We start from the raw sequence: 25,677 nt of genomic DNA, 5'->3' as shown, positions 1-25,677 counted from the left end.
ATGGGGGGGTTTTTGACAAATTATTGTTTACCTGGAAACGATATCTTTATATTGCGGGCCCCCCCCCGCCCTTCACCGGTGGGGGGCCCCTTTTTTGTCCTCTTCTGCACAAGCAGGCGGGGTGGGCGGGGGCGTCGCCGTCATCAGGTTGGTAGGCCGCGAGGGCGGCGACGCCCCACCACGAAGGGGGTTACCTATGAACCACCAGCATGACACGTCCGTCAACGCGAGCCAGAGCAGCCAGGCTGGCCTCCAGGCCCAGGCTCGCCAGGCTGCCGCCCCCCGGCATGTTCGCGTGTCCGTCGGCAAGCATTTCGACCTGTCCGTGTCTCTGTCGGTGTCGCCGGCGTTCCTCATGCTCCTGGCTGCGGCTGTCGGTGTCGCGGGCGGGAACTACTGGTTCCTGCTCTGAGAGGAGCCGTGGTTGAGCGCATGGCCTGGCGCAGTTAGCGGCGCCAGGCCGTGGACCATTCGTGGACGCCGTGAGCTCAACCCACTGGTTTCGTCCGTGTGACCAGCGTCTTTACCGAAGCCTGAAGGGCCCTCCGGAGCCGTGTGCGCAGGTTCGAATCCTGCCGGGGGCAACCCTTATGAGGTGCCCAAAGACCCCGTCACCAGCGGAAAAGCTGAGGCCGGGGTCTTCGCGTATCTACGGCCATGCGCAGGCGGATGCCGCCGAAAGCAGCCGTTTGCCAGTGATCACGTTGTAAGACGTGTTGATCTTGAGGGACTTCACGGCAGGTCAGCAGCTGTTCCGCGGTCCTCTGAGAGTCACGGCGTGGACCGAGGGCGCACCGGTCATGCAACTCGGATCACGCGTTGTCGCCGGGGTGGAGGACCGCCTCCGCAATCTCGCGCACGCGCTCGTACGTCATACCGGTCCGCTGATCGGCTGCGAGGGGATGATCGGTGGGTTCCAGCTCGATGAAGGGACGCTGGCCGATGGGACGGGTGTGAGCGTTCGTCTTCAGGTTGAGCGTGCTGGGCGAATACAGACTCAGCTCAGTGGTCAGCCAGCCGAAGTACGGTTTCTCGGCTTCACGCCCAGGGGTGTTCCACATGTCCAGGGCTCGGGCGAAGCTGTCCCGGCTCAAGGAGACCCAGACGCCCCAGGAGAAGGGGTCTTCCCTGCCGACCACCGGTATCTCGATCAGGCCCTTGATGAAGTAGTGCTGGCCTTTGATGATGCACTGGTCACTGGAGAGCATGCTGTCGAGATCGCCCGCGAAGCGCTCGTGCCAGACGTCAGGGGCCGTGGTCGAGTAACCCATCGGAAGCTCCGCGTGGTACTCCCCGCAACATGAGCAGGTGAAGCCTAGATCTTTCGCCATGGCCGGGAGCTTAACCAGACGCCCATGACATCCGATCGTCCGACCGCACGTCGACAGACCGGAACCCCGGACCAGAGGCGGCCCGGGGTTCCCGTTCAGCGGTCATGTGGTTGTGTCAGTCCGTGAGGTCGTCCTCCTCCCCCAGTCCTTGCATGATCCGGTCGTTCATCTCCTGCTCCTGGCCATCGATGCACTTGGCGTAGATCTTCAGAAGGACGTCCACCGAATGGCCCGCGCGAGCGGCGGCCCTTAGGGCCGGGACACCGGAGTTGAGCCACTGAGAAACTCCCGCGTGACGCAGGTCGTACAGCCGGAAGGCGAGGACCGAGGACACCTGATCGGGGACGAGCCCAAGTTCCCGCGCCTGCTTCCATGCACGCAAGTACGAGGAGGCTGGCATCTCGTTGCCTCGCACGGTGAAGAACAGCCGGCCGTCCTTCACCGTGCCGAACTCCTTCAAGTGCTCGCGCAGCAGCCGCACCAGCGGAGGCGGAATCGGCACGATGCGCACCTCGCCCCGGGCCCGCTGCTTCAGCCTCCGCCGGTCATGCGCCTCGCCCGGTCGCGTAGTACAGGCACCCGAAGAACGCCCGCGGCCGCCGACCACTTGCCCGCCCGGACGACCCGAAGGAGGCCGCGGGCAGCTGCTGCCATGTGCCGCCCGATGTCGCCACGGACACGATCGCGGCCGGCACTTCACGGTCACCGTGCCTTCGCCGACCACCACCCTGAAGCCGCGTGGGCGCCTCCGGCGCCACCCGCTGGAACAGCTCCCACAACTCGTCCGGCACCAGCCGCTGTCCCGGACCGTGGCCGCGCGCGTTCGGCTACGGCGTGGTCGGGCGGGTTTTGTGGAGCAGGTGCGGTAGGAGCACCGCGGCTGCCGTCGCGGCGCCCAGCGCTCCTGCGGTCAGGAAGGCGCGGGACGAGCGCCAGGAGAGGACCGACCAGCTCGACTGGGCGGAGAGTACCGAGCCCGTACTCAGCCAGGAGCCGGCCGAGATCAGGGACAGGGAGGAGCCGATCGAGCCGATCGACAGGGCGCTTCCGATCGAGCCCACCGACAAGGCCGACCCCACTGAGCCCACGGACAGGACCGAACCTACCGAGCCGATCGACAGGACGGAGTCCTTCGACCACAACGAGAGCACCGAACCATGGGAGGGGCCACCGGCCTGCCGTACGGGCTGCTTTGTCATGAGGTCATCCTGCCCCCGGTTCTTCCGTCCCGGGTGACTATGAGCCGACGGGGCGGCTATCAACCGATGGGGCGGGGTGGTGGCGTGCGCGCTCCGCTCATCCCTCGGCCCGCCGTCGCCGGGTCCTCCGCATGCAGGAGTGCGATCTACCGACGTCGCCGTAGTGAGGGCGCACGTGTGCGGTGGTGTGCGGGCATCCCGCGGTCAGGTGGGCATGCTCGTCCGGGGGAAGTGGTGGCGATTCGCGGGGAGTTGAGGCGGGATGCGGTCCTGGTTACGACAAGGGATCTTCCAGGGGCCTCAGTCCCGGACCCATCTGGAGGCGCTCAAGAGGCTCCAGCCCGAACCGCAGGACATGTACGCCCACGACTATCTCTACGGGTGCCTGAGCGTGCTGGACTCCAAGGCTCAGGTGCTGCTGGGCTACGACGGATTCCTCGTGTCGGCCGCCACCGTCGTCCTGACCATTCTTCCCGGGGGTGCCGCTTCCACGGCGCTCCTGGTCGCCGCGCTTGTCGCGAGTGGCCTGTCCGGGGCACTGAGCCTGATGGTCGTCTCCGTGCACTGGACCGACACGTACGACCTGGAACATCCGCAGGAGATCTTCCCCCGGCTGCTGGAGGTCCGTAATCACCGGACGCTCAGCTACCGCCTCTCATGGGGGATCGCTCAGATCGCCTCGCTCCTTCTGGTGAGCGGCGTTCTCGTGCATCTGCCGGGGTGGTGACGGTGGTAGCGGCGGCCTCCCAGCACCCTTCGGCACCCCTCGGCACCCCTCGGCACCCCTCGGTCTGTCGTCCTCACGCCGACGCTCGCTTGCGCGATGTCGTCTTCTTCGCCGGCGTCTTCTTCGTGGCCGTCTTCGCGGCTGTCTTCGCGGCTGTCTTCCTGGCCGTCGTCCGGGAAGTCGAATCCTTCGCCGCCGTGGTCGACTTCGCCGTTCGTTTCTCGGGCGTCTGCTTCGCCGCCGCCGACTTCGCCGTCGACTTCCTCGCCGTCGTCTTCTTAGCCGTCGTCTTCTTAGCCGTCGACGTCGACTTCTTTCCGCCGACCTCCTTGGGTGCCGTACGGGCCGGCCCCCGGGCCCGCGCCTTGCCGGACGCCGACGGCAGTTCGGTGACCTGGGCGTCCTCGCCGGTTCCGGTGGTGTCCTCGCGCGACTCCTTGGCCGCGCGCACGCTCTTCTCCAGGGCCGCCATCAGGTCAAGCACCTTGCCACCGTCCTCGTCCCCGGCGGGAGCGGCGGGTGCCTCGTGTCCCTCGGCCTTGGCGGTGACGAGTTCCTCCACGGCCTGGCGGTAGTCGTCGTGCAGGTCTTCGAGGTCGACCTCGCCGAGGGTGTCCATCAGGGCGTCGGCCAGGTCGAGTTCCTTGTCGCGGACCGTGACGGCGGTGTCGGGGGCGACCTCGTCGGTGGCCCGGATCTCGTCCGGCCAGAGCAGGCCGTGCATGGCGATCACGTCGTCGACGACCCGCAGCATGCCGAGCCGCTCCCGCCCCCGCAGCGCGAACTTCGCCACGGCGACCTTCTGGCTGCGCTTGAGGGCCTCGCGCAGCAGAATGTACGGCTTGGCGGCCGGGACGCCGTTCGCCGCCAGGTAGTACGCCGTGTCCATCTGGAGTGGGTCGATGCGCTCCGCCGGGACGAAGGCCACGATCTCGATGGTCCGGGTGGTCGGGACGGGCAGCGAGGCCAGGTCCTCGTCCGTGATCGGGATCAGGGTTCCGTCCACGTCCTCGTACGCCTTGCCGATCTCCGCGGACGAGACCTCGCTGTCCTCCAGCTCGCAGACCTTGCGGTAGCGGATGCGGCCGCCGTCGTCGAGGTGGATCTGCCGGAAGGAGATCGCGTGGCTCTCCGTGGCGTTCATGACCTTGATGGGGATGCTCACCAGGCCGAAGGAGATGGCGCCGTTCCAGATGGATCGCACGTGCAGCACCCTTCCGATCACTTTGAGCAAGGTTTGTGCCGTTTTCGTGGGATTGTCATCGTATGACGCCGATAACGGAGGTGGAGGGCAGGAGGCTCGCGCTCACCAATCTGGACAAGGTCCTCCATCCGGCCACCGGATTCACCAAGGGCGAGGTGCTGCACTACTACGCCACGGTCGCGGACGTACTGCTCCCCCATCTGCTGGACCGTCCGGTCTCCTTCCTGCGCTATCCCGACGGGCCGGACGGGCAGGTCTTCTTCACCAAGAACGTGCCGCCCGGTACACCCGCCTGGGTCACCACCGCCGAGGTTCCGCGCACGGAGGGGCCCGCGCGCATGGTCCTCGTCCAGAATCTGGCCTCCCTCATGTGGGCGGCGAACCTCGTGACGGAGTTCCACACACCGCAGTGGACCATCGGCACGCCCGGGATCGCCGACCGGATCGTCTTCGACCTCGATCCGGGGGCCCCGGCCACGGTGGTGGAGTGCTGCGAGGTGGCGCTGTGGCTGCGCGAGCGGCTGGCCGCCGACGGGATCGAGGCGTACGTGAAGTCGTCCGGGTCGAAGGGGCTGCATCTGCTGGCTTCCGTCGCGCCGACGCCGTCCGCCGACGTCAGCGCGTACGCGAAGGAGCTGGCCGTGGAGGCGGAGAGGGCGCTGCCGCGGCGGGTCGTTCACCGGATGACGCGGAACCTGCGGCCGGGAAAGGTGTTCGTCGACTGGAGCCAGAACGCCGGCCGCAAGACGACCGCCACCCCTTACACGCTACGGGCCCGGGAGGAGCCGACGGTGTCCGCTCCCGTGACCTGGGAGGAGGTCGAGGACTGCGGGTCTCCGGACCGACTGGCCTTCCAGGCGGCGGACATCCCGCCCCGAGTCCAGGACTTCGGTGATCTCCTGGCGCCGCTCTTCGACGCGGAGCGTGCCGGCCCGCTGCCGTGAAGGGCTTGAAGGGCTTGAAGGGCTTGAAGGGCTTGAAGGGAGCGTGCCGGCCCGCTGCCGTGAAGGGCTTGAAGGGCTTGAAGGGAGCGTGCCGGCCCGCTGCCGTGAAGGGCTTGAAGGGCTTGAAGGGCTTGAAGGGAGCGTGCCGGCCCGCTGCCGTGAACGAAACACCAGGGGTGGGGCGGGTGCCGGGTGCGGGGGGTGCCGGGTGCGGCGCGGTGTCCACGGTCCGGCAGGACGCGGCCGGCGTTCACACGCTGAGCCACGTGTGCCGGTCGCGGGCCAGCGCGTACAGGGCCTCCACGTCCGCGGGCTTCAGCACACCGCCGAGCCGGGTGAGGCTCGCGAGGTCGGTGTCCCGCAGGACGCGGACCTCGCGCGAAGGCGCCGGGACGTCCAGGCGGGCGGGGCCGACCACGGCGAGGACGGCGTGGACCTCGGCGGTCAGGGCATGCGACGCGCGGTCGGCGTCCGCGCGGACCCGGCGGAGCAGCGGGCGCGCTTCGTGGCGGCCGACGGTGACCATCGGGTCGGTGACCAGGACGCGCTGCTTGTGGACGGGCAGGACGTGCAGGCAGAAGAGGCCGGCGGGGCCGATCAGCAGGTGGTGGATGCGGTCGCCGCCCGGGAGCGGGATCGAGTGCAGGGTGTGCCGGCCGCCTCCTTCCATCCGGTCGAGCGCCGTACCGACGACCTGCTCGGCGGCGAGCGCGCGGCGGCGCGGGTCGGGGCGCAGCCAGTGCGCCGGGCCGGGATCCCGGTCGAGGTCGATCACCAGGGCCTCGCCGGGCCGGTTGGGCGCGAGGTCGTCGTCGGGGTGGAGGGCCAGCCGGGCCAGCTCGGCCGAGGTCGGGACGGGCGGCGGTCCGACGGTCACCGGGCCGGTCAGGAACGGGCGCAGAACGTCGAGCACGTCCTCGCGCCGGTCCTCGCTGAGCAGATTGACCCTGGCCGTGTCACGGTCGTACCAGGCGACGCTTCTGCCGTCGGTCAGGCACACGTACAGGCGCTCCTGTCCGTGCCGCCGGGCCGGTACGACGCGCAGTCCGTTCATGAGCCATCACCCCATGACCATGGGAACAGGCGGGGTGCTCCAGGGGCAAGAACCCGGTTACCTTTGGCAGGAGTTGGGGCGGTTGGGTGGGAGGCGCTGTTGCGAACTCGCAGAAGATATCCGGATGTTCCGGCCCCGGACAGCCCGTGGAGTGAGATCGTGCCCGGCCTGTGGATGGGCGGACACGAGTTCGCGGGGCGTTCGGGACAACGGCAATCCGCCGTCGTACACGATGAGTTCGACCTGGTCCTGACGCTGCTGCGGCAGCCGGGGCACGGGCCCGATCCGGGGGTCGAGCATCATGTGTGGCCGATACCGGACGGGCCGCTGGACGGTACGCAGCTCACCGGGGTGATGCGGCTCGCGCGGGCCGCGGACGACGCGCTGGAGGACGGGCGCCAGGTGCTCGTCCGCTGTCTCCAGGGGTACAACCGCTCGGGGCTGGTCGTCGCGCACGCGCTCATCCTGGCGGGGCACACCGCCGACGACGCGATACGGCTGATCCGGGCCCGGCGCTCGCCCTGGGCGCTGCACAACGAACTGTTCGTGGAGTACCTGCGGGCCGGGCTCCCCACGGCACGCCTTCTCGAGGAACTCGCGGAGTAGACACGGAGGGGACGCGGGGACGCGGGGACGGAGGAGACCCGAGGGAGGCGCGGGGACGGAGGGGGCGGGGAGACGCTGAGCAGGGGCCGGAGCGGGGTCTCCCGCGGGCAGGAGAGGGGCCGGGCGGCCCCGCCGGGCCGTTCCATGCGTGCGAACAAAAAGGATTTCTGTATGAATAAGGGGTGCGGGGTGGTCGGTCGCCCCGTGTCGTGCCCGGTCGCCCGGGGTGTGCCCGTTCGAGGCGGGCACCCCTCGGACGGCCTCCTTTCCTTCTCCTTCGCCGGTCTCGTGCGGTAGGCGGCGCGGCAGCGCCCGCGGACGGGGCCGCCCGGACCCGGGAGCCCAGTGATCCACAGCCGCCTCGCGCGAGGGCTCCGCCTCCGGTCCCGGGTGGCCGGTCATACCGGCGGGCCCCGCCGGTCCGGCCGGACCGGCGGGGCCGGCCGGACCGCTCGTGCTCTCCTCTGCGCCATCGCCGCCCTCCTGGCGACAGCCCTGGCCGGCTGCGGCGACACCGGGGCTCTGCACAGCGCCGGCGCGACCCCCACCGCGATCGGCCCGACCCGGCTGTGGCCGCAGCTTCCGCCCGCCGCGACACCCGCGATCGACTACGGCGAGGCGGACACCGAGACGGTCAAGGGCGTCGCGGCACCCGACGACGACATCCACGCGCTGGACCCTGTGACGGTCGTACGCGCCCAGGTCGCGGCCCATCCGGACGAGTACACCGGACCGCACGCGGCGTACGCCGAGACGGCGCGGTTGCTGAAGGACTGCGGGAAACCGGGCGCGCGGGGCAGGAAATGCCCGGTCCTCCGGGCGTACTACCGCGATCTCACCGGCGACGGGAAGGCCGACATGGTGCTCGGCATCCGCTTCCCCGCCCACCAGCTCGCGGTGCGCGTGTACACGTTCCTCGACCACCGGCTGGTGCAGGTCATGGGGACCGCGGACAGCGTCGTCAGCGTGGAACTGGCGGGCCGCGACGTGATCATCCGCTCGCCCTCGACCCTGCCCGGATACGAGTTCCGCACGGTCTGGTCCTGGGACCCGCACCAGAACGCGATGCTGGCGACCCGTGACGAGATCCTGCGGGTCGGACCGTCGACACCGACGGACTCACCCGCCCCGGCACGATCCCCCTCCGCACGCCAGGCCTCCCCCACGGTCCCCCCGGCACGGTCCCCTGCCCTCTCTCCGGCCGCGAGCGCTCCATGAGGCGGTCGCTGCGTCTGCCGCGCTGGACCGCCACCCTCACGTGGAAGGCGGCCGCGTTCATCGCGGTGATGTGCTGCTGTCTCGTCGCCCTCCTCGGTGTCCTCGTGCATGTCTCGGTGACCGACCAGACCGTCGGCGAGGCCCGCGACCGCGCGCTCGACCGGCTCGCCGACGTCACGACGGCCTACGAGGCGGGCGACCGGCTGCCGCCGGACGCGGGCGTCGACCCTCCCGGGCTGCCCGCGCGGCTGCGCGAGCTGGCGGAGGACGGGAAGCGCGGCACGATGGTCGGCGAGCACGACACGCACCCCACGATGTGGGCCGCCGGGCCCGCCGGCGGAGGGCGCGCGCTCGCCGTCCGGTTCGACTACGCCCAAGGTGCGCACGCCATCGACGCCCTGGACCGGGCGATCGTGTGGTCCTCGGCCCTCGCGATCGGCGTGACGCTGCTGGTCGGGGTGTTCGCGGTGACCCGGGTGACGCGCCGGCTGCACGCGACGGCGCGCGTGGCGCGGCGGATCAGCGCGGGCGACCTCGACGCGCGCGTCAACGACCCGCGCGCCCAGGATCCGACGCGTCCGCAGGACGAGGTGGCCGCGGTCGCCGACGCGCTCGACACGATGGCCTCGTCGTTGCAGGGCAAGCTGCTGAGCGAGCAGCGTTTCACGGCGGACGTGGCGCACGAGCTGCGCACTCCGCTGACCGGGCTGCACGCGGCCGCCGAACTGCTCCCGCCGGGGCGGCCGACGGAGCTGGTGCGCGACCGGGTGGCCACGCTGCGCACCCTCACCGAGGACCTGCTGGAGATCTCCCGGCTGGACGCCGGCAGTGAGCGTCTGGAGCTGGACTCGGAACCGCTGGTGCCGCTGGCCGAACGGGTGGTGCGCGCGTCGGGGACCGACACCGCGGTCCGCGTGGTGCGGGGCACACGGGTGGAGACCGACCGGCGGCGGCTGGAGCGCGTGCTGGGGAACCTGGTGGCGAACGCCCACAAGCACGGCAGGGCGCCGGTGGTGCTGACCCTGAACGGCCCGGTCGTCACCGTACGGGACCACGGGGACGGATACCCCGGCTACCTCGTGGAGCACGGCCCGCAGCGCTTCCGTACCGAGGGCGGCGCGACGGGGCACGGGCTCGGCCTGACCATCGCGCTCGGCCAGGCGGAGGTCCTGGGGGCACGTCTGGAGTTCGCCAACGCCCCGGACGGCGGAGCGGTGGCGACACTGACGCTCCCTCAGGACGGGCGGCGGGAGCCGGGCGTCTCCGATGGCGGACTGTGAACTGCGCTCCCCGGCTCACGCTCCTAATGTGGCGATAAGTCAGCTTCGCCCCCTTCCTGGAGGAGCCCTCCATGTCCCTGCGGTCCACATACACCCGAATCGGTATGGCCCTAGCCGCCGGCAGCCTCGCCCTCGCCGGTGCCACCCCCGCCCTCGCCGACAACGACGGCGGCACCGGAAGCAGTGACAACCACCAGTGGAGCGACGGCACCGGCGGTCACCAGGCGAACAACGGTGGCGACGACGGGGGCGGCGGTGGCGACGGCGGGGGTGGCGACGCCGGGGGCCAGTCGTGGAACAACGGCGGCGACGGTGACGGCGGGGGCACCCAGAACTGGGACAACGGCGGAGGCGGCAACAGCACCTGGGACAACAGTGGCGGCGGCAACCAGAACTGGAACAACGGCGGGGGCGGTAATCAGAACTGGAACAACGGTGGTGGGGGCGGCGGGGACGGGGGCGGCGGCCGCCAACCGGGGAACGCCAACTCCAACGGCAACCCCAACCCCAACCCCAACGGCAACGGCAACAACCACAGCCAGAGCAACCAGCACAGCCAGAACAACCAGAACAACCAGAACAACCAGCAGCTGTACCAGGGCCGGGTCACCGCCCGTGGCGGGCTGGCCCTGCGCAGCTCCCCGACCCGCGGCAGCCAGCTCATCCGGGTCGCGCGGCAGGGGGAGATCGTCTCCATCTTCTGCAAGACGCCGGGCGAGACCGTCGACGGCAACCCGCTCTGGTACCTCCTCACGGACGGCACCTGGGCCTGGGGCGCCGCGCGCTACATCGACAACATCGGCCCGGTCCCCCGCTGGTGCTGACACCCGGGGCTCCGTCGCCCCATAACGGGACATCGGGTCGCCCGCTTGCTACGTTCCGGACATGATCCAGCCCGGAATGTCCGGAACGGCCGTGGTGGCGGACCCGGCCCCACCCGCTGAACGCCTCCCCAGGCGCCGTGGCATCGAGCTCGCCCTCATCGTCGTCGCCGTCCTGCTCTGCGTGTACGGCTACTGCGCCGTCGGCCTCGCCAAGCACGGCACCGTTCCGCCCGGCGCCGCCGGTTACGGCGCCGGGCTCGGCGTGCTCGCGCTCCTCGCCCACGTCGCCGTACGCCTGCGGGCCCCGTACGCCGATCCGCTGCTGCTGCCCATCGCCGTCCTCCTCAACGGACTGGGCCTGGTGCTGATCTACCGGCTCGACCTGGAGACCCCGCACGACCAGGCGGCCCCCATCCAGCTCGTCTGGTCGACCCTCGGCGTCGCGTTCTTCATCGTCGTCGTGCTCGGCCTGCGCGACCACCGCGTCCTCCAGCGCTACACGTATGTGTCGGTGGTCGGCGCGCTCGCCCTGCTCGTCCTGCCGATCTTCTTCCCGGCGGTCAACGGCGCCCGCATCTGGATCCGGATCGCCGGATTCTCCATCCAGCCGGGCGAGTTCGCGAAGGTCCTGCTGGCCATCTTCTTCGCCGGCTACCTCGCCGCCAACCGCAACGCGCTCGCCTACAGCGGCCGCCAGATCTGGCGGTTCCGGCGGCTCCAACTGCCCACCGGCCGCGTACTGGGCCCGATCGTGACGATCTGGCTGCTCAGCGTCCTGGTCCTGGTCCTGGAACGGGACCTCGGCACCTCGCTGCTCTTCTTCGGCCTGTTCGTGATCCTGCTCTACGTCGCCACCGGCCGCACCGGATGGATCGCGGTCGGGCTGCTGCTCGCCTCCGTCGGCGCAGTCGCCGTCGGCCGCCTGGAACCGCACGTGCACAGCCGGGTGGAGGACTGGCTCGACCCGTTCGCCTCGATCACCGCGGGCCAGGGACCCAATCAACTCGCCCAGTCCCTCTTCGCGTTCGCCGCCGGCGGGATGCTCGGCACCGGCCTCGGGCTCGGCCATTCGGTCCTCATCGGGTTCGCCGCCAAGTCCGACTTCATCCTGGCGACCGCGGGCGAGGAACTCGGGCTGGCGGGCCTGTCCGCCGTCTTCCTCCTCTACGCCCTCCTCGTCGAGCGCGGCTACCGCGCGGGCCTCTCGCTGCGCGACCCCTTCGGCCGGCTCCTCGCGATCGGTCTCGCCTCGATCGTGGCGCTCCAGGTCTTCGTCATCGCGGGAGGGGTGACCGGGCTGATCCCGCTGACCGGCATGGCGATGCCGTTCCTCGCGCAGGGCGGCTCGTCCGTCGTCACCAACTGGATCATCGTCGCCCTCCTGATCCGGATCAGCGACTGCGCCCGCGGTCAGTACGACGGGACACCCGCGCCATGACCAAGTACATCCGCCGGGCCATCGGACTGTGCGCCATGCTGCTCGTGGCCCTCCTGGTCAACGCCGCCCGCGTCCAGGTCGTCCAGGCCCCGTCGTACGACCGCAATCCCGCCAACCGCCGTCCGGCGATCGCCCGTTACGGCCAGCCGCGCGGGAACATCGTCGTCGAGGGCCGCACGGTCACCGGCTCCAAGGACACCGGCGAGCAGTTCCGCTACGAACGGACCTACCTGGACGGGCCGTTGTACGCGTCCGTCACCGGCTTCGCCTCACAGCTCTACGGGACCACCCTGCTGGAGGGCACCGAGGACGGCATCCTCTCCGGCAGCGACCCGATGCTCGCCCCGCTCCCCCTGCTGGACGGCCTCACCCGGGCCCGCGGCGCCGGCGGCAGCGTCGTCACCACCCTCAACTCGGTCGCGCAGCGGGCCGCCTACGAGGGCCTCGACGGTCGCCGGGGCGCCGTCGCCGCGATCCAGCCGTCCACCGGGCGGATCCTCGCCCTGGTCTCCACCCCGTCGTACGATCCCGCCCCGCTGTCCGGGACGGGGGCGGCCGCGTCCACGGCGTGGGCGAGGCTGAACGCCCGGGCCGACAAGCCGATGCTCAACCGGGCCGTCCGGCAGACGTATCCGCCGGGGTCGACGTTCAAGGTGCTGACCGCCGCGGCGGCGCTGGACTCCGGGGTCGTCGAGGACATGGACGCGCCGACCAGGTCGCCGAACCCGTACCGGCTCCCCGGCACCACGACGAGGCTCACCAACGAGATCGAGGGCTGCGAGGACGCCTCCCTGCGGTACGCGTTCACCTGGTCCTGCAACACGGTGTTCGCGAAGCTCGGCGTCGACATCGGGCTCGACGGCATGACGAGGACGGCGGCGAACTTCGGCTTCAACGACCGCAAGCTGCGCATCCCGTTCTCCGTGGCGCCCAGCAACTTCGATCTGCGGCTCGACCAGGCCCAGTTGGGGCTCTCCTCCATCGGCCAGTTCGACACACGGGCGACGCCGTTGCAGATGGCGATGATCGCCGCGGCCGTCGCGGGTGACGGTTCGGTCAAGACGCCCTACCTGGTGGAGCGGACGGCCTCGCGCAGTGGCGCGACGCTGGCCACCACCGGGCCGCGCACCCTCCACCAGGCGATGAGCGCGTCCACCGCGGAGCGCATGAGGGAACTGATGACCGACGTGGTGGAGAAGGGCACGGGAACCGTGGCCGCCATTCCCGGTGCCACCGTCGGCGGAAAGACCGGCACCGCCCAGCACGGCATCGGCAACTCCGGCACCCCGTACGCCTGGTTCATCTCCTGGGCCCGTGCCGACGGCTCCGTGGAGCCCGCGGTGGCCGTCGCCGTGGTCGTCGAGGACGCGGCGGCGAACCGCGGGGACATCACGGGGGGCGGGTTCGCGGGGCCGATCGCCCGGGGGGTGATGGAGGCGGTGCTGGGGAGTTGAGGGTTCCCGGGGGAGGTTCGAGCGGATGGGGGAGGCGTTGACCGCGCTGTGGTGGGTCCCGGCCGGTCACCGCCCGACGGTCGCCGACGCCGAGTCCCGTCTGCCGCACCTACGCGGACACGGACCCACCCCGCACGCCTTCAGCCTGCGGACCTCCGTCCCGCCGGGGGCCGTGGACGGCTCCGATCCCTCGGGGCCGGACGTCCTGGTTCCGTGGCCGTGATCGGCTCGCGAGCGCCGGGTCAGGCGCCTCCGGGGACCGCCTCGCTGCGGCTCAGCCAGTCGGCGGCGACCGCGTCGACACCGGTGCGGGCCGCCACGATCCCGCCGGTGATCGCGCACGTCGTGTCGATGTCGCCGAAGCCCTCGGCCGTGCTCCAGAGCGCCGCCGTCAGGTCGTCGGGGTGCCGGGCGGCGCACCAGAGCGCGAAGGGAACGGTGTCGTCGGCCCGTACTCGCTGACCGCTGCCCAGGATGTCCGAGGCCTTCCACGGAGCGGTGGAGAAGGAGAGGTCCGCCGCCCTTTCGAGGCCGTCCCGGACAGCGCTCCGCGGGGTGGCCGCCGCGACGGCCGCGAGGTCCTGCTCGCCCCGGGCGGACAACGCGGCCGCCGTCGCCACCGCGACCGCGCCCGCGATGCCCTCCGGGTGCGCGTGCGTCACCTCGGCCGACAACGCGGCCTGCTCCGCGACGGCCGGCAGGCTCGCCTGGAACCACGCCCCCAGCGGAGCGACGCGCATCGCCGCGCCGTTGCCGAGGCTCCCCTCGCCGCCGAACAGGCCGCGCGCCGACTCGGGCCACCTGTGCGGCTCCTGGACCAGCCTCGGCAAGAGTTCGCACATGCCGCGGCCGTACCCGCGGGCCGGGTCCGCGTCGAAGGCCAGCGCGAACGCCTGTGCCAGCTCGGTCTGCCGGATCTCGCCGTACTCGTCGAGGACCCTCATGATGCCGAGGGCCATCGCCGTGTCGTCCGTCCAGTGCCAGGTGGGCTCCTGTGGGGTCTGCCGGGCGCGGATCTCCTCGTAGGCCTGGAGCCGGTCCCTGAAGAGCGGGAACCAGCGCTCCCCGAAGGCGTCGCCCAGGGCCAGGCCTTCGAGGCTGCGTCGGGCGGCTGTGCGGTTCGGGGTGATCGACGGGGTCATGAGGGGATCATCCCGGGTCGGAGGTGGGTACGGGGAGGCCAATTCGAGCGTGATCCCCGGGCCGGTGAGTGAGAGGCAGGGGGCGGTTCGATGCCTGCGGCGCCGTCAGGCGCGGCCCTCGTCGATCGTCGTCCCTATCTCCGCGACGCGGTCCCGTTCCTCGGCCGCGAATCGTTCCGCGTCCAGTTGTTCGGCCATCTCCTCGTCCTGTGCCATCAGGAGGTCGAGGTTGGAGTTGCCCATCTCGAAGACGCCCATGTCCACATAGGCCCGCTGGAGGCGTTCGCCCCACAGGCCGATGTCCTTGACGCACGGCACGATGCGGCTGAAGAGCAACTGGCGGAAAAGGTGCAGGAATTCGGAGTTCTCGCTGAACTCCTCGGCCTCCGCCCTGGGGATCCCGAAGTTCTCCAGGACCTCGACCCCGCGCAGCCTGTCCCGCATCAAGTAGCAGCCCTCGATCACGAATTCCTCGCGTTCGCGGAGCTCGGCGTCGGAGAGCTGCCGGTAGTAGTCGCGCAGGGCCATGCGGCCGAAGGCGACATGGCGTGCCTCGTCCTGCATCACGTAGGACAGGATCTGCTTCGGCAGCGGCTTGTCGGTGGTGTCCCTGATCATCCCGAAGGCGGCCAGCGCCAGTCCCTCGATCAGGACCTGCATGCCCAGGTAGGGCATGTCCCAACGCGCGTCGCGGAGCGTGTCGCCGAGGAGGGACTGGAGGTTGTCGTTGATCGGGTACAGCATCCCGATCTTCTCGTGCAGGAAGCGGGCGTAGACCTCCGCGTGCCGGGCCTCGTCCATGGTCTGCGTGGCCGAGTAGAACTTCGCGTCGAGGTCCGGCACCGATTCCACGATCCGCGCGGCGCAGACCATCGCTCCCTGCTCGCCGTGCAGGAACTGGCTGAACTGCCACGACGCGTAGTGCTTGCGCAGTTCGCTCTTGTCGCGGTCGGTCATCTTCGCCCAGTACGGGGTGCCGTACAGGGTCAGCGCCTCGTCCGGGGTGCCGAGCGGGTCCTCAGGATCGACCTCCAGGCTCCAGTCGATGCGTTTCTGGCCGTCCCACTGCTTGTCCTTGCCCTTCTGGTAGAGGGCGAGCAGCCGGTCACGACCGTCGTCGTACTCCCAGTTGAAGCGGGCCGCCCCCGAGGCCGGTATCTGCCAGAGGGGATCTCCCGAGTCCGCGGCGTACAGCTCATGCGTCGGCATACATCGCAGGCTCACACGGAGTAGACGTGTCGTCAACAAGTCCGGCACAGGGGATTGACGAGCTTACTGACAAGCAGTCTCATAAGTTGTGACCGCCGGTAACTTCTGAAGTGATCCCGTACGACGAGGTGGGAACAGCCATGACGACGGTGCCCGAAGCCGATGTGCTCCGTGACGCGCTCGGTCTGCTCAAGGACCGGGAGCAGGTGGCCGAGCGCCTCCTCGACTCCTCCGCCAAGCACTCCTTCGACCCCGACAAGGAGCTCGACTGGGACGCGCCCTTCGAGGAGGGCAAGTGGTTCTGGCCGCCCGAGCTGGTGTCGCTGTACGACACTCCGCTGTGGCGGAAGATGGGCGAGGAGCAGCGGATCGCGCTGTCGCGGCACGAGGCGGCCGCGCTGGCCTCGCTGGGCATCTGGTTCGAGATCATCCTGATGCAGTTGCTGGTGCGGCACATCTACGACAAGGCGGCGACGAGCGCGCACGTCCGGTACGCGCTGACGGAGATCGAGGACGAGTGCCGGCACTCGAAGATGTTCGCTCGGCTGATCACGCGCGGGGGCACGCCGCACTACCCGGTGAGCCGGGCGCATCTGAATCTGGGCCGGTTGTTCAAGACCATCTCGACCACTCCGGGGTCGTTCACGGCGACGCTGCTCGGCGAGGAGATCCTCGACTGGATGCAGCGGCTGACGTTCCCGGACGAGCGGGTGCAGACCCTCGTCCGGGGGGTCACGCGGATCCACGTCGTGGAGGAGGCGCGGCATGTCCGGTACGCCCGGGAGGAGTTGCGGCGGCAGATGCTGACCGCTCCGCGGTGGTCGCAGGAGTTCACCCGGGTCACCTCGGGCGAGTTCGCCCGGGTGTTCTCGGTGGCCTTCGTCAATCCCGAGGTCTACACGAACGTCGGGCTCGACAAGCGTGAGGCTCTGGCCCAGGTGAAGGCCAGTGGGCATCGGCGGGACGTGATGCAGACCGGGGCCAAGAAGCTGACCGACTTCCTGGACGAGATCGGGGTGTTGCGGGGGGCCGGGCGGCGGTTGTGGAAGTCGTCGGGGCTGTTGGCCTGAGGTCGCGCCTGCCGCGCGGGTCGCGGGGGTCGCACGGGTCACGGGGTCGCGCCTGCCGCGCGGGTCGCGGAGGTCGCGGGGGGCGCACGGGTCGCGGGGGTCGCGGGGGCTGCGGGGGTCGCGGGGTGCTCCGGGTGGGGGCCGGTCGATTCCGGGCGGGTCTCGGCTGATTCCGGGCGGCTCAGGACTCGACTCGCCTTCGTGGCGGGGCCCGGGCCCGGGGAGGGGCGCCGGGCCTTCCGCGGGGGCGGGGCCGCGCCGGTGCATCCGCCCGCATCCGAACGGATCCCGGCCGCGTTTCCAAGTGGGCCCGGGTGATGATCCGTCCGGCCTGCGGGCATTTGATGTACCGGCACGTCCCCTCGCGTTGTACGGCGGCTGCGGGCGAGTGGGTGGTGCCGGGGGGCTTGCGGCAGCGGGCCTTCACCGGCTTGGGCCTGGTCGAGCCCCGGGCGGCGGGTGGGGGCCTGCGGGCGCGGGGCTCACCGGCATGGGCCTGGTCCAGACCCGGGCGGCTGCGGGCTGTGCGGGGGCCGGGCCGTCCCCTTCGGTCGTTTCCTGCTGTACGTGGGTCTGTACGGCTGGGCGGTTACGCTGCCCGACATGACCTCGCAGGCTTCCACCCCCGCCTACCGTCGGCTCAGTGTCGAGGAGCGGCGCAGTCAACTGCTCGAAGCCGCGCTGTCCCTGTTCGCCCAGCGAGTGCCCGAGGACGTTTCGCTGGACGATGTGGCGGAGGCGGCCGGGGTGTCGCGGCCGCTCGTGTACCGGTACTTTCCGGGCGGCAAGCAGCAGTTGTACGAGGCCGCCCTGCGGTCCGCCGCCGAGGAGCTGGAGCAGTGCTTCGCGGAGCCCGCCGAGGGGCCCCTGACCGAGCGGCTCTCCAGGGCCCTCGACCGGTACCTCGCGTTCGTGGATCAGCACGACGCGGGATTCAGCGCCCTGCTGCAGGGCGGCAGTGTCATCGAGACCTCGCGGACCACGGCCATAGTCGACGGAGTCCGCCGGGCGGCGGCGGAGCACATCCTCGATCATCTTGCGGTGAAGGATCCCGGGCCCCGGCTGCGGATGACCGTACGGATGTGGATCACGGCCGTGGAGGCCGCCTCGCTGATCTGGCTCGACGAGGACAAGGAACCGCCGCTGGACGAGCTGCGGGACTGGCTCGTCGAGCAGTTCACGGCGGCGCTGGCGGCGAGCGCGGGGAGTGATCCGCAGACCGCGGCGGTGGTCCGGGCCGCGCTCGTGATGGAGCGCCCCGACGGCATCGCGGGGGCGCTGGTCCGGCGGATGCTGCCCGTTGTCGAGAATGCGGCCCACCTGCTGTGACACTGGTCCGGTGAAGAGCGAAGACACTCCCTTTGTCGGCGGCCCGCTGGACGGGCGCGTCCTGCCGGTCCTGCTCGGGATCACCGGGCACCCGCCGAAGACGTACCGCGTCCCGGTGCCCGGCGTCGACGGCGGTTCGTCCACCGTGGTCGTCTACCGGCGCGTCCAGGCGGCCACCAGCAAGCGGCTCGGACTGCATCAGGGGTGGAAGTACGAGTACGACCCCGAGGGCGACGCCTCGGGACGCCGGTTCAAGCTGCCCTGGTCTCCTGGCATGCACAAGGGCGGGGGCCCCGGCGGCGCCACGCCGGGCGGCAACGCCGACGAGTGAGGTTCTTGGGCCGAAGCGCTCTCCCGGCGGGCGCCCGGGGTGCGGCGGCCCGATCCTTCCGGTGCGAGACGGGTGGTGGACGGGCCACCCCGGCACCGGAGGTGATGTCATGTCAGGAAGGCTTCTGCGTCTGGTCTGTACGGGGGCCGTGGCGGTCGGGGCCCTGCTCCCCTCCGCACCCGTGATGGCCGCACCCGAGCCCGGTTCCGATGCCCGGCAGTCCGTCGCCTCGCTGCTGACGGACCTTCAGCGGCTCTACCGGGACGCCGAACGTGCCACCGAGACGTACAACGGCACCGCCGAGAAGCTGAAGAAGCAGCGCGCGGAGGTCGCCGGGCTCGACGCCCGCCTCGCCCGGGCCCGCCTGTCGCTGGAGGACAGCCGGATCGCCGCCGGACGGCTGGCCCGGCAGCAGTACCAGGGGGGCGACGAGATCTCCCCGTACGTACGCCTGCTGCTCGCCCGGGATCCGCAGCACGCCCTCGACCAGGGGCACCTGATCGGGCAGTTGTCGCTGGAGCGGGCCCAGACCGTGCGGCGGGTCGCGGGCGGCGAGAAGCGGACCGACGGGCTCGCGCGGGCGGCCCGCAAGGCACTGGACGGACAGCTCTCCCTCGCCGCACGGCAGAAGAAGGAACGGGACGAGGTGCGCGAGCGCCTTGACGACGTGGAGCGGCTGCTCGCCTCGCTGACCGCGGAACAGCTCGCCGAAATGGGCCGGGTGGAGAAGTCGGGAACCGACGCGGCCCAGAAGAAGATCATGGCGTCGGGCTCCCTCAGCAGCGTGCGTCCGCCCACACGGGAGGGCGAGGAGGCGCTGCGCTACGCCGTCGAGCAGATCGGGAAGCCGTACGAATGGGGTGCGGAGGGCCCGAAGGCCTATGACTGCTCGGGGCTGACGTCACAGTCCTGGGAGCAGGCCGGCCGGCCCATCCCCCGCACCAGCCAGGAGCAGTGGGCCGAACTTCCGAGAGTCCCGCTGGACGAGCTGCGTCCCGGCGATCTGGTGATCTACTTCCCCGAGGCCACGCACGTCGCCATGTACCTGGGCGACGGGATGGTGGTGCAGGCGCCGCGACCCGGGGCGAAGATCAAGGTGTCCCCCATCGCGGCCAACCCCCTGCTCGGCGCCGTACGCCCGGACCCGGACGGGGAACCCTTGCGGCGGTACACCCCGCCCGAGCTCCCCGAGCACGCCACGGACGGAGCGGACGGATCCGACGAGGGCTTCGCCTCGGCCGGACCGGCCACCGTGACGGGGTAGTGCCGGTCCCGCTCGGGGGGATACGTGGGTCCGTCGCCGCCCCACCCCGCTTGAGGGGCGGGCGGCTGTGGGAGTGTCAGGCCCCGGCGACCGAGGCCAGGTAGGCGTTCGTCTTCTCGGGGTCGAAGAAGAAGTTCTCGAAGTCGGCCGGGTTGTTGAAGCCGTTGGCGAAGCGGTCGGCCACGGGCGGGAGTTGGCCCGCCGCTCCGATCAGGTTGAGCACGTGCTCCGGCGGGACGCCCAGCATCGCGTTGGTCCACTTGGTGACGTGCTGCGCGGTGTCCCAGTAGCGGTCGAACGTCGCCTGCATCCACTCCTCGTCGAAGGGCTTGTCGCCCTGCTCGACGATCGAGGCGAGGTAGGCGGCGGCGCACTTGGAGGCCGAGTTGGAGCCCTGTCCGGTGATCGGGTCGTTGGCCACGACGACGTCGGCGACACCGAGGACCAGTCCGCCACCGGGGAGACGGCCGATCGGGTTGCGGACGGTGGGGGCGTACCGGCCGGACAACGTGCCGCCCGCGTCGGTCAGTTCGACGTTGGTGGCGCGCGCGTACTCCCAGGGCGTGAACCGCTCCATGAGTTCCAGGGTCAGGGCGAGGTGCTCGGAGGGGTCCTTGACGCCGTTGAAGGCGTCCAGCGGGCCGCCGGGGATGCCCTCCCAGAAGAGGATGTCGGCGCGGCCCGACGTGGTGAGGGTCGGCATGATGAAGAGCTCGCCGACGCCGGGGACCAGGTTGCAGCGGACCGCGTCGTAGTCCGGGTGCTCCGGACGCGGGCCCAGGCCGTGCACGTACGACACCGCGAGGGCGCGCTGCGGCTCGGTGTACGGGGAGCGGGAGGCGTCACGGCCGAACATCGAGACGAGTTCGCCCTTGCCCGCCGAGACCAGCACCAGGTCGTACGCGCGGGAGAAGTAGTCGAGGTCGGAGACCGCGGCACCGTGGATGACCAACTGGCCGCCGCGCTGCGCGAACGTCTCCATCCAGCCGGCCATCTTGACCCGCTGGTCGACCGACTGCGCGTAGCCGTCGAGCTTGCCCACCCAGTCGATGGCGCGCTGCGAGGGACCCGGGTCGAACGAGCCGGGGACCGCGACGGAGACCCCGAGCCCTTCGATCTTCGGGGCCTGGGTCTCCCAGAAGTTGAGCTGAAGATCGCGCTCGTGCTGGAGCGCCGTGTCGAACATGCACTGCGTCGACATGACCCGGCCGGAACGGATCTCGTCCGCCGTCCGGTTCGACATCAGGGTGACCTCGTACCCCTGCGACTGGAGTCCGAGGGCGAGCTGGAGGCCGGACTGGCCGGCTCCCACGACGAGTATCTTCCGCATGCGGGGTGCTTCTCCTAGGAGTCGGGCGTCCCTATTCGGGGCTGACTTCGAGCGCGTGGCCGACGAGCGCGAGCAGGGTCTCGACGACCGAGATCTTGCGGCGCGCGTCCATGATCATGACAGGTATGTGCGGAGGAACCGTGAGGGCCTCGCGCACATCGTCGGGCTCGAACTCGTCCGTTCCGTCGAAGTGGTTGACGGCGACGACGTACGGGAGCCCGCAGCTCTCGAAGTAGTCGAGCGCCGGGAAGCAGTCCGAGAGGCGGCGGGTGTCGGCGAGGACCACCGCGCCGATCGCGCCGCGCACCAGGTCGTCCCACATGAACCAGAACCGCTGCTGGCCCGGCGTGCCGAAGAGGTAGAGCACCAGGTCGTCGTCGAGCGTGATGCGCCCGAAGTCCATGGCCACGGTGGTGGTCAGCTTGTCCGGCGTACCCGAGAGGTCGTCGGTTTCCTCACTGGCCCGGGTCATCAGCGCCTCCGTCTGGAGAGGCGTGATCTCCGAGACGGACGTCACGAGCGTGGTCTTGCCGACGCCGAAGCCGCCGGCCACCACGATCTTCGTGGCGATCGGCGCGCGCGTGCGGTCCGTCTGCCAGGCCTGCAGATTCTCCTCATCGTCGAGGAGGGGAGCGACGCCAGGTTCGGCGTCAGAGACGACGGAGTCCACTCAGCACCCTTTCCAGCAGGGCACGGTCGGGCTGTCCCGGGCCGTGGCCTGTTCCGTACACGCGGATCTTTCCCTGGTCCGCCAGATCACTCAAGAGCACGCGGACCACTCCCAGCGGCATCCTGAGAAGCGCGGCGATCTCGGCCACCGTTCGCATCCGGCGGCAGAGTTCGACAATGGCCCGCATCTCGGGCATGACCCGGGTGGTGAGCGAGCCGTTGGTCAGTTCCTTGCGCGCCTCGGGCGCGTCCAGCGCGGCCACGAACGTCTCCACCAGCAGGACGTGGCCGAAGCGCGTCCGTCCGCCGGTGAGCGAATAGGGGCGTACGCGGGCGGGCTTGCGGTCGCCGCCGCGGACCGGAAGCTTCTTGACGCCGTTCGACACGGTCATCAGGCGCTCCCGGGGGCGTCGGCCTCGAGGGATTTTCGGAGCTCGATGCGCAGCTCGGGGGTCAGGACGTGTCCGGCCCGGCCGACGAAGAGCGCCATGTGGTACGCCACCACGCTCATGTCGCAGTCCGCGGAGCCGTGCACGCCGAGCAGCGAACCGTCGCTGATCGCCATGACGAAGAGGCTGCCCTCGTCCATCGCGACCATGGTCTGCTTGACGCCGCCGTTGTCCATCAGCTTGGCGGCGCCGAGGGTGAGGCTGCCGATGCCGGAGACGATGGTGGCGAGGTCGGCCGCGGAGCCCTTGGGTCCGGTCGGCCTGGCGCTGTCGGCCGTCCTCGCCTCGGCGTTGCGGCCGGGGTCGGAGGAGAGCAGCAGCAGGCCGTCGGAGGAGACGACCGCGACCGACTGGAGGCCGGGCACCTCCTCGACGAGATTGGTCAGAAGCCAGTGCAGGTTACGTGCTTCGCTGCTCAGGCCGAAGGTACTGGTCGCGGTCAACTGCTTGCCTCCTCGACGGTGCCCCCAGGTGCTTTCACGTCCTGTGCGCTGGGCTGGTGCCCGGTGGGCGCGGATCCTGCGGGCGCGTGTGCGGGTGTGGGGGCCGGCGGGGTCCGTCCCTCGGGCGTGGGGGTCTCCGCCGTCCGGTCGGCGATCTCGGCCTCCACGTCGCGACGGCCTTCGATCGCACCCCGGTGGAACCCGCCGAGCCTGCGGCGCAGGGCCTCAGCGTCAACGCCGCCCGCGCGGGGCCGCGGGGCGGCGGCGGGGGCGGAGATCTTCGGTGTGCGTTTGGGCAGGCCCTTGTCGGTGAGCCTGGGGTGTTCGTCGGCGACACGCTCGTGGTCGTCGGAAACACGCTCGTGGTCTTCGGAGACACGCTCGTGGTCGTCGGGACCGATGGCGTACGGGTCGGCGGCCGCCGGATCCGCGGGCGTACCGCTGGGGTGCGGAACGACGCCGGTCATGCCGGTGGTGCCGACGGCGTGGGCGGTGCCGGTGGTGCCGGTGGTGCCGGTGGTGCCGGTGGTGCCGGTGGTGCCGGTGGTGCCGGTGACAGCGTCCGTGAGTACCTCGGCGACGGTTCCGGGCGTCCCGGGCGCCTCAAGCGCCTCGAAGGTGGCCGGGGCGGGTGCGTCGATCGTGCCGGTCGGTTCCCCGGCCGCGGCCGGAGCGGGGACCTCCGGGGCCAGCTCCGGGAGCAGCAGCTCCATCGTCGTCTCGGAGCTGAGCTCCGGCTCGGGCTCGCGGGGCGCCGGGATCCGAGCGGCCGGCCCGGGCTCGGGGGCCGGCGCCGGCCCGGGAACCGTCTCCGGTTCGGTGGCGGATTCCTGAATGGTCGCCTCGGCCGCCGCGATCAGCGGGTCCCCGGCGTCGGCCGAGGCCGTCACGGAGCCGCGCAGGATCGAACGGCCGCGCAGCACGTTGGAGTTGGCCTCGGCGTCCGCTCCGGGCAGGGCCACCGCGGGGGCGCCGCCGGCCAGCCGGACGGAGGCGGGGACGGTGGACGACGGGGCGGCGGCGAGCAGCGTCTTCGGGAGGACGACCACGGCGGCCACCCCGCCCTGCTTCTGCTCGCGCAGCTTCACCCGTACGCCGTGCCGGTGGGCGAGCCGGGCCACGACGTACAGGCCGAGGCCGAGTCCCTCGCCGCTCTCCTGGTCGTACGTGTCCTCGGGGTCGAACTCGGAGAGGCGGGCGTTGAGGTGCCTCATCCGGTCGTCGGTCATGCCGATGCCCTCGTCCTGCACGGAGAGCATCACGTCACCGCTCTCCAGCAGCCAGCCGGAGACCTCGACGGGTACGTCGGGCGGCGAGAACGAGGTGGCGTTCTCCAGGAGTTCGGCCACCAGGTGGCTGATGTCGTCGGCGGCGTACCCGGCGATGTGCGCGTGCGGGGGCAGCGCGGCGATCCGTACCCGTTCGTACCGTTCGATCTCGCTGACCGAGGCCCGTGCGATGTCGATGAGCGGGACCGGGCCCGCGTGATGCTGGACGTGCTCGGCGCCCGCGAGAACGAGGAGGTTCTCGCTGTGCCGCCGCATGACGGTGGCGAAGTGGTCGAGCTTGAAGAGGGTGGAGAGGCGGTCCGGGTCCTGCTCGCGCTCCTCCAGGCCCTCGATGACGCCGAGCTGACGCTCGACGAGGCCGAGGGTGCGCAGCGCGAGGTTCACGAAGGTGCTGTGGATGGTGCCGCGCACCTGCTCCAGGTGGGCCGCCGCCTCGGCGAGTTCGCCGCGCAGCCGGTCGCGCTCGTCGGCCATCTGCTGGCGCTGGCCGATGAGGTGCTTGCGGTCGCCTTCGAGGGTGGTGTTCCGCTCGTGCAGCATGGTCACGTGCCGGTGCAGCGCGTTGACGGAGCGGACGACCTGGGCGAACTCGTCGTTGCGGCCGGTGAACTTGACCGGTTCCGGAGACGCCGGGTCGGCGGCGAGCCGGGCCGAGCCGAGCCGCAGGACGGCGAGCGGCCGGGTGAGGCTGCGGGCCATGGCCGTCGTCATGCCGGCCGCGACGAGCATCAGGACGCCGAGGAGGGTGACGCGCAGCTCCAGCGCGGTGACGTCGTCGTCCCGCAGCTTCGCGAGGTCCTTGGTGCGGTGGTCGTTGAGGGAGGCCTCCGCGCCGCGCATCAGCTCGATGCGGGCGGACAGGGCCGCGTCCAGCTTCTTGGTGTTGGTGCCGAGCGTGGAGTCGGAGAGCGTGGACTGCCCGGTGAGGTTCGCCAGGTACTTCTCCGCGGAGCCGACGTCGGGGCCGGTGACCGTGGAGTCGTACGACGTCACGGCCTGCTTGGGCGCGGTCTCGCGGAAGTCCGCGATGGCCGCGTCGGAGCGGAGGCGCGCCTGCTGTGCGGCGGTGCTCAGCGCGTCGCGCTGCTTGGTGTCGGCGGCCGACGAGACGTTCGTGGTGCTCGTCAGACCCGTGACCGGGTTGTAGACGCTCTGCGTGGTGTGGGGGATGCCGAGGGCCGCCAGGAGCAGTCCGCGGGCGGCGGCGGACTGCTGGACGGCGGCGTCCAGCTCGGCGAGGGAGTGCGCGCCGGAGCCCGCGCGGGGCGGCATCCGGTCGGCCAGGTCCTCGGCGAGGGCGTGGAGCTCGGCGATGGCGTCGGAGTACGACTGGTGCGCTTCGAGAGCGGTGCTCTTGCCGGTGAGCGCCGCTCGCCTGAGCGTCGCGATGCCGTCGAGGTCCTTGAGCAGGGCGGCGGGGGCGTCCGCGTCCGCGCGCAGCTCGTCGACCTGCCGGTCGACCAGGGCGCTGCGCTTCTCGGAGGGGGCCTTGGCCTGGGGCCTGCCGGCGGCGACGTACGAGGTGACCTCGTCGCGCTCGTCGGCCAGCGCGTGCGCGAGGGTCAGCGCCTGCTGGGTGCGCTCGGCGAGCGTCACCAGGTTCTGGGAGTCGTTCAGTTGCTGTGAGGCGGACAGCACCATGGGCGCGCCGGCTCCGGCGATGGCGGCCGCGACGACCGCCACGGCCACGATCAGCCGGTTGCGTACGTGGGCGGTCCTGCCCCGGCCCGTGGAGTCGGTGGCGTCGCCGACGGCGCCACCCTCTGTGGAGTTGGAGGCCGTCTTCTTGCCTGTGCGCCTCGGCCGCGTCTTCTGCACCGGTGCTCGCATTCCTGACTCGTGTACCCATTTGGGGCCCGGGTGACGTCCCGTC

Annotated in this window: 25 protein-coding genes and 2 pseudogenes; 14 read left to right on the top strand and 13 right to left on the bottom strand. The window is 70.9% G+C overall.

The genetic code is table 11. From position 1 onward, the window contains the following. The first annotated feature begins 196 nt into the window (after positions 1-196). Positions 197-412 carry a hypothetical protein gene (locus tag ACFXGX_RS12220; RefSeq protein ID WP_384788636.1) on the top strand — a complete coding sequence of 72 codons (216 nt, stop codon included), beginning with the start codon at positions 197-199 and terminating at the stop codon, positions 410-412. A gap of 400 nt (positions 413-812) precedes the next feature. Here the strand turns inward: ACFXGX_RS12220 and ACFXGX_RS12215 are convergent, their stop codons facing one another. The 4 genes and pseudogenes from ACFXGX_RS12215 to ACFXGX_RS12200 form a co-directional block, all read right to left on the bottom strand. After that, positions 813-1,271, bottom strand: a complete 459-nt coding sequence (locus ACFXGX_RS12215; protein ID WP_384788633.1) for a DUF2199 domain-containing protein — start codon at positions 1,269-1,271, stop codon at positions 813-815. A 175-nt stretch (positions 1,272-1,446) separates the two neighbouring features. Further along, complete coding sequence (locus tag ACFXGX_RS12210; RefSeq protein ID WP_384788630.1) at positions 1,447-1,833, bottom strand: hypothetical protein; 387 nt, start codon at positions 1,831-1,833, stop codon at positions 1,447-1,449. A 94-nt stretch (positions 1,834-1,927) separates the two neighbouring features. Next, a pseudogene (locus ACFXGX_RS12205) lies at positions 1,928-2,125 on the bottom strand (transposase); the annotation flags it as partial. Between the two features lie 33 nt (positions 2,126-2,158). Further along, positions 2,159-2,530, bottom strand: coding sequence for a hypothetical protein (locus tag ACFXGX_RS12200; RefSeq protein WP_384788627.1), 372 nt, complete (start codon positions 2,528-2,530; stop codon positions 2,159-2,161). Between the two features lie 262 nt (positions 2,531-2,792). Between ACFXGX_RS12200 and ACFXGX_RS12195 the strand changes: the two genes are divergently transcribed. Further along, positions 2,793-3,257 (top strand): hypothetical protein, encoded by a 465-nt coding sequence (locus tag ACFXGX_RS12195; RefSeq protein ID WP_384788624.1) that lies wholly within the window; start codon positions 2,793-2,795, stop codon positions 3,255-3,257. 73 nt (positions 3,258-3,330) lie between these two features. Here ACFXGX_RS12195 and ACFXGX_RS12190 read toward each other — a convergent pair whose 3' ends face one another. Then, the gene (locus tag ACFXGX_RS12190; protein ID WP_384788621.1) at positions 3,331-4,470 is read right to left on the bottom strand and encodes a Ku protein; all 1,140 of its coding nucleotides are present in this window, start codon (positions 4,468-4,470) and stop codon (positions 3,331-3,333) included. Between the two features lie 53 nt (positions 4,471-4,523). On the opposite strand from ACFXGX_RS12190, the gene ligD reads away from it, so the two are divergent. Then, entirely contained in the window at positions 4,524-5,405 is an 882-nt protein-coding gene (gene ligD / locus ACFXGX_RS12185) for a non-homologous end-joining DNA ligase (protein WP_384788618.1), read from the top strand. Between the two features lie 250 nt (positions 5,406-5,655). On the opposite strand, the gene ACFXGX_RS12180 is transcribed toward ligD, so the two are convergent. Then, on the bottom strand, positions 5,656-6,459 hold the full coding sequence (locus ACFXGX_RS12180) for an NERD domain-containing protein (protein ID WP_384788615.1): 804 nt from the start codon (positions 6,457-6,459) through the stop codon (positions 5,656-5,658). Positions 6,460-6,558: 99 nt separating this feature from the next. Here ACFXGX_RS12180 and ACFXGX_RS12175 point away from each other — a divergent pair, with 99 nt between their 5' ends. From ACFXGX_RS12175 to ACFXGX_RS12145, 7 genes and pseudogenes are all read left to right on the top strand, one after another. Next, positions 6,559-7,065, top strand: a complete 507-nt coding sequence (locus ACFXGX_RS12175; protein ID WP_384788612.1) for a protein phosphatase — start codon at positions 6,559-6,561, stop codon at positions 7,063-7,065. A 390-nt stretch (positions 7,066-7,455) separates the two neighbouring features. After that, complete coding sequence (locus ACFXGX_RS12170) at positions 7,456-8,283, top strand: hypothetical protein (RefSeq protein WP_384788609.1); 828 nt, start codon at positions 7,456-7,458, stop codon at positions 8,281-8,283. Continuing rightward, positions 8,280-9,563 carry an ATP-binding protein gene (locus tag ACFXGX_RS12165; RefSeq protein WP_384788606.1) on the top strand — a complete coding sequence of 428 codons (1,284 nt, stop codon included), beginning with the start codon at positions 8,280-8,282 and terminating at the stop codon, positions 9,561-9,563. Before ACFXGX_RS12170 ends, ACFXGX_RS12165 begins: the two co-directional genes overlap by 4 nt. Positions 9,564-9,634: 71 nt before the next feature. Next, positions 9,635-10,387: an SH3 domain-containing protein gene (locus ACFXGX_RS12160; RefSeq protein ID WP_384788603.1), complete on the top strand. Its 753-nt coding sequence runs from the start codon at positions 9,635-9,637 to the stop codon at positions 10,385-10,387. 61 nt (positions 10,388-10,448) lie between these two features. Then, positions 10,449-11,825, top strand: a complete 1,377-nt coding sequence (locus ACFXGX_RS12155) for an FtsW/RodA/SpoVE family cell cycle protein (protein ID WP_384788599.1) — start codon at positions 10,449-10,451, stop codon at positions 11,823-11,825. Continuing rightward, positions 11,822-13,279 (top strand): penicillin-binding transpeptidase domain-containing protein, encoded by a 1,458-nt coding sequence (locus ACFXGX_RS12150; protein WP_384788596.1) that lies wholly within the window; start codon positions 11,822-11,824, stop codon positions 13,277-13,279. Before ACFXGX_RS12155 ends, ACFXGX_RS12150 begins: the two co-directional genes overlap by 4 nt. A 16-nt stretch (positions 13,280-13,295) precedes the next feature. Beyond that, a pseudogene (locus ACFXGX_RS12145) lies at positions 13,296-13,502 on the top strand (DUF3291 domain-containing protein); the annotation flags it as partial. 19 nt (positions 13,503-13,521) lie between these two features. Here the strand turns inward: ACFXGX_RS12145 and ACFXGX_RS12140 are convergent. Continuing rightward, positions 13,522-14,421, bottom strand: coding sequence for an ADP-ribosylglycohydrolase family protein (locus tag ACFXGX_RS12140; RefSeq protein WP_384788593.1), 900 nt, complete (start codon positions 14,419-14,421; stop codon positions 13,522-13,524). A gap of 105 nt (positions 14,422-14,526) precedes the next feature. Next, positions 14,527-15,630 carry a ferritin-like domain-containing protein gene (locus ACFXGX_RS12135; RefSeq protein WP_384788590.1) on the bottom strand — a complete coding sequence of 368 codons (1,104 nt, stop codon included), beginning with the start codon at positions 15,628-15,630 and terminating at the stop codon, positions 14,527-14,529. 140 nt (positions 15,631-15,770) lie between these two features. On the opposite strand from ACFXGX_RS12135, the gene ACFXGX_RS12130 reads away from it, so the two are divergent. The 4 genes from ACFXGX_RS12130 to ACFXGX_RS12115 all read left to right on the top strand — a co-directional run bounded on the left by ACFXGX_RS12130 (position 15,771) and on the right by ACFXGX_RS12115 (position 19,624). Further along, complete coding sequence (locus tag ACFXGX_RS12130; protein WP_384788587.1) at positions 15,771-16,700, top strand: diiron oxygenase; 930 nt, start codon at positions 15,771-15,773, stop codon at positions 16,698-16,700. Between the two features lie 603 nt (positions 16,701-17,303). Next, the gene (locus ACFXGX_RS12125) at positions 17,304-18,029 is read left to right on the top strand and encodes a TetR/AcrR family transcriptional regulator (RefSeq protein WP_384788584.1); all 726 of its coding nucleotides are present in this window, start codon (positions 17,304-17,306) and stop codon (positions 18,027-18,029) included. Between the two features lie 10 nt (positions 18,030-18,039). Further along, positions 18,040-18,360 carry a hypothetical protein gene (locus tag ACFXGX_RS12120; protein WP_384788581.1) on the top strand — a complete coding sequence of 107 codons (321 nt, stop codon included), beginning with the start codon at positions 18,040-18,042 and terminating at the stop codon, positions 18,358-18,360. A 109-nt stretch (positions 18,361-18,469) separates the two neighbouring features. Beyond that, positions 18,470-19,624 carry an NlpC/P60 family protein gene (locus ACFXGX_RS12115; RefSeq protein WP_384788578.1) on the top strand — a complete coding sequence of 385 codons (1,155 nt, stop codon included), beginning with the start codon at positions 18,470-18,472 and terminating at the stop codon, positions 19,622-19,624. Positions 19,625-19,700: 76 nt separating this feature from the next. On the opposite strand, the gene ACFXGX_RS12110 is transcribed toward ACFXGX_RS12115, so the two are convergent. The 5 genes from ACFXGX_RS12110 to ACFXGX_RS12090 are packed head-to-tail and all read right to left on the bottom strand — an operon-like array spanning position 19,701 to position 25,634. Beyond that, on the bottom strand, positions 19,701-20,954 hold the full coding sequence (locus ACFXGX_RS12110; RefSeq protein WP_384788575.1) for a styrene monooxygenase/indole monooxygenase family protein: 1,254 nt from the start codon (positions 20,952-20,954) through the stop codon (positions 19,701-19,703). 31 nt (positions 20,955-20,985) lie between these two features. Next, positions 20,986-21,624, bottom strand: coding sequence for an ATP/GTP-binding protein (locus ACFXGX_RS12105; protein ID WP_384788572.1), 639 nt, complete (start codon positions 21,622-21,624; stop codon positions 20,986-20,988). Beyond that, on the bottom strand, positions 21,605-22,015 hold the full coding sequence (locus ACFXGX_RS12100; protein WP_355764780.1) for a DUF742 domain-containing protein: 411 nt from the start codon (positions 22,013-22,015) through the stop codon (positions 21,605-21,607). Before ACFXGX_RS12100 ends, ACFXGX_RS12105 begins: the two co-directional genes overlap by 20 nt. Then, the gene (locus ACFXGX_RS12095) at positions 22,015-22,515 is read right to left on the bottom strand and encodes a roadblock/LC7 domain-containing protein (protein WP_355764783.1); all 501 of its coding nucleotides are present in this window, start codon (positions 22,513-22,515) and stop codon (positions 22,015-22,017) included. Before ACFXGX_RS12095 ends, ACFXGX_RS12100 begins: the two co-directional genes overlap by 1 nt. Beyond that, on the bottom strand, positions 22,512-25,634 hold the full coding sequence (locus ACFXGX_RS12090) for a nitrate- and nitrite sensing domain-containing protein (protein ID WP_384788567.1): 3,123 nt from the start codon (positions 25,632-25,634) through the stop codon (positions 22,512-22,514). The genes ACFXGX_RS12095 and ACFXGX_RS12090 overlap by 4 nt, the downstream gene beginning before the upstream one ends. Between the last annotated feature and the right edge of the window lie 43 nt (positions 25,635-25,677).

It is taken from the genome of Streptomyces sp. NPDC059371, assembly GCF_042751995.1.
Lineage (GTDB): Bacteria > Actinomycetota > Actinomycetes > Streptomycetales > Streptomycetaceae > Streptomyces.
The sequence above is the reverse complement of the archived record's forward strand: the minus strand, read 5'-3'. Positions and strand labels throughout refer to the sequence as shown.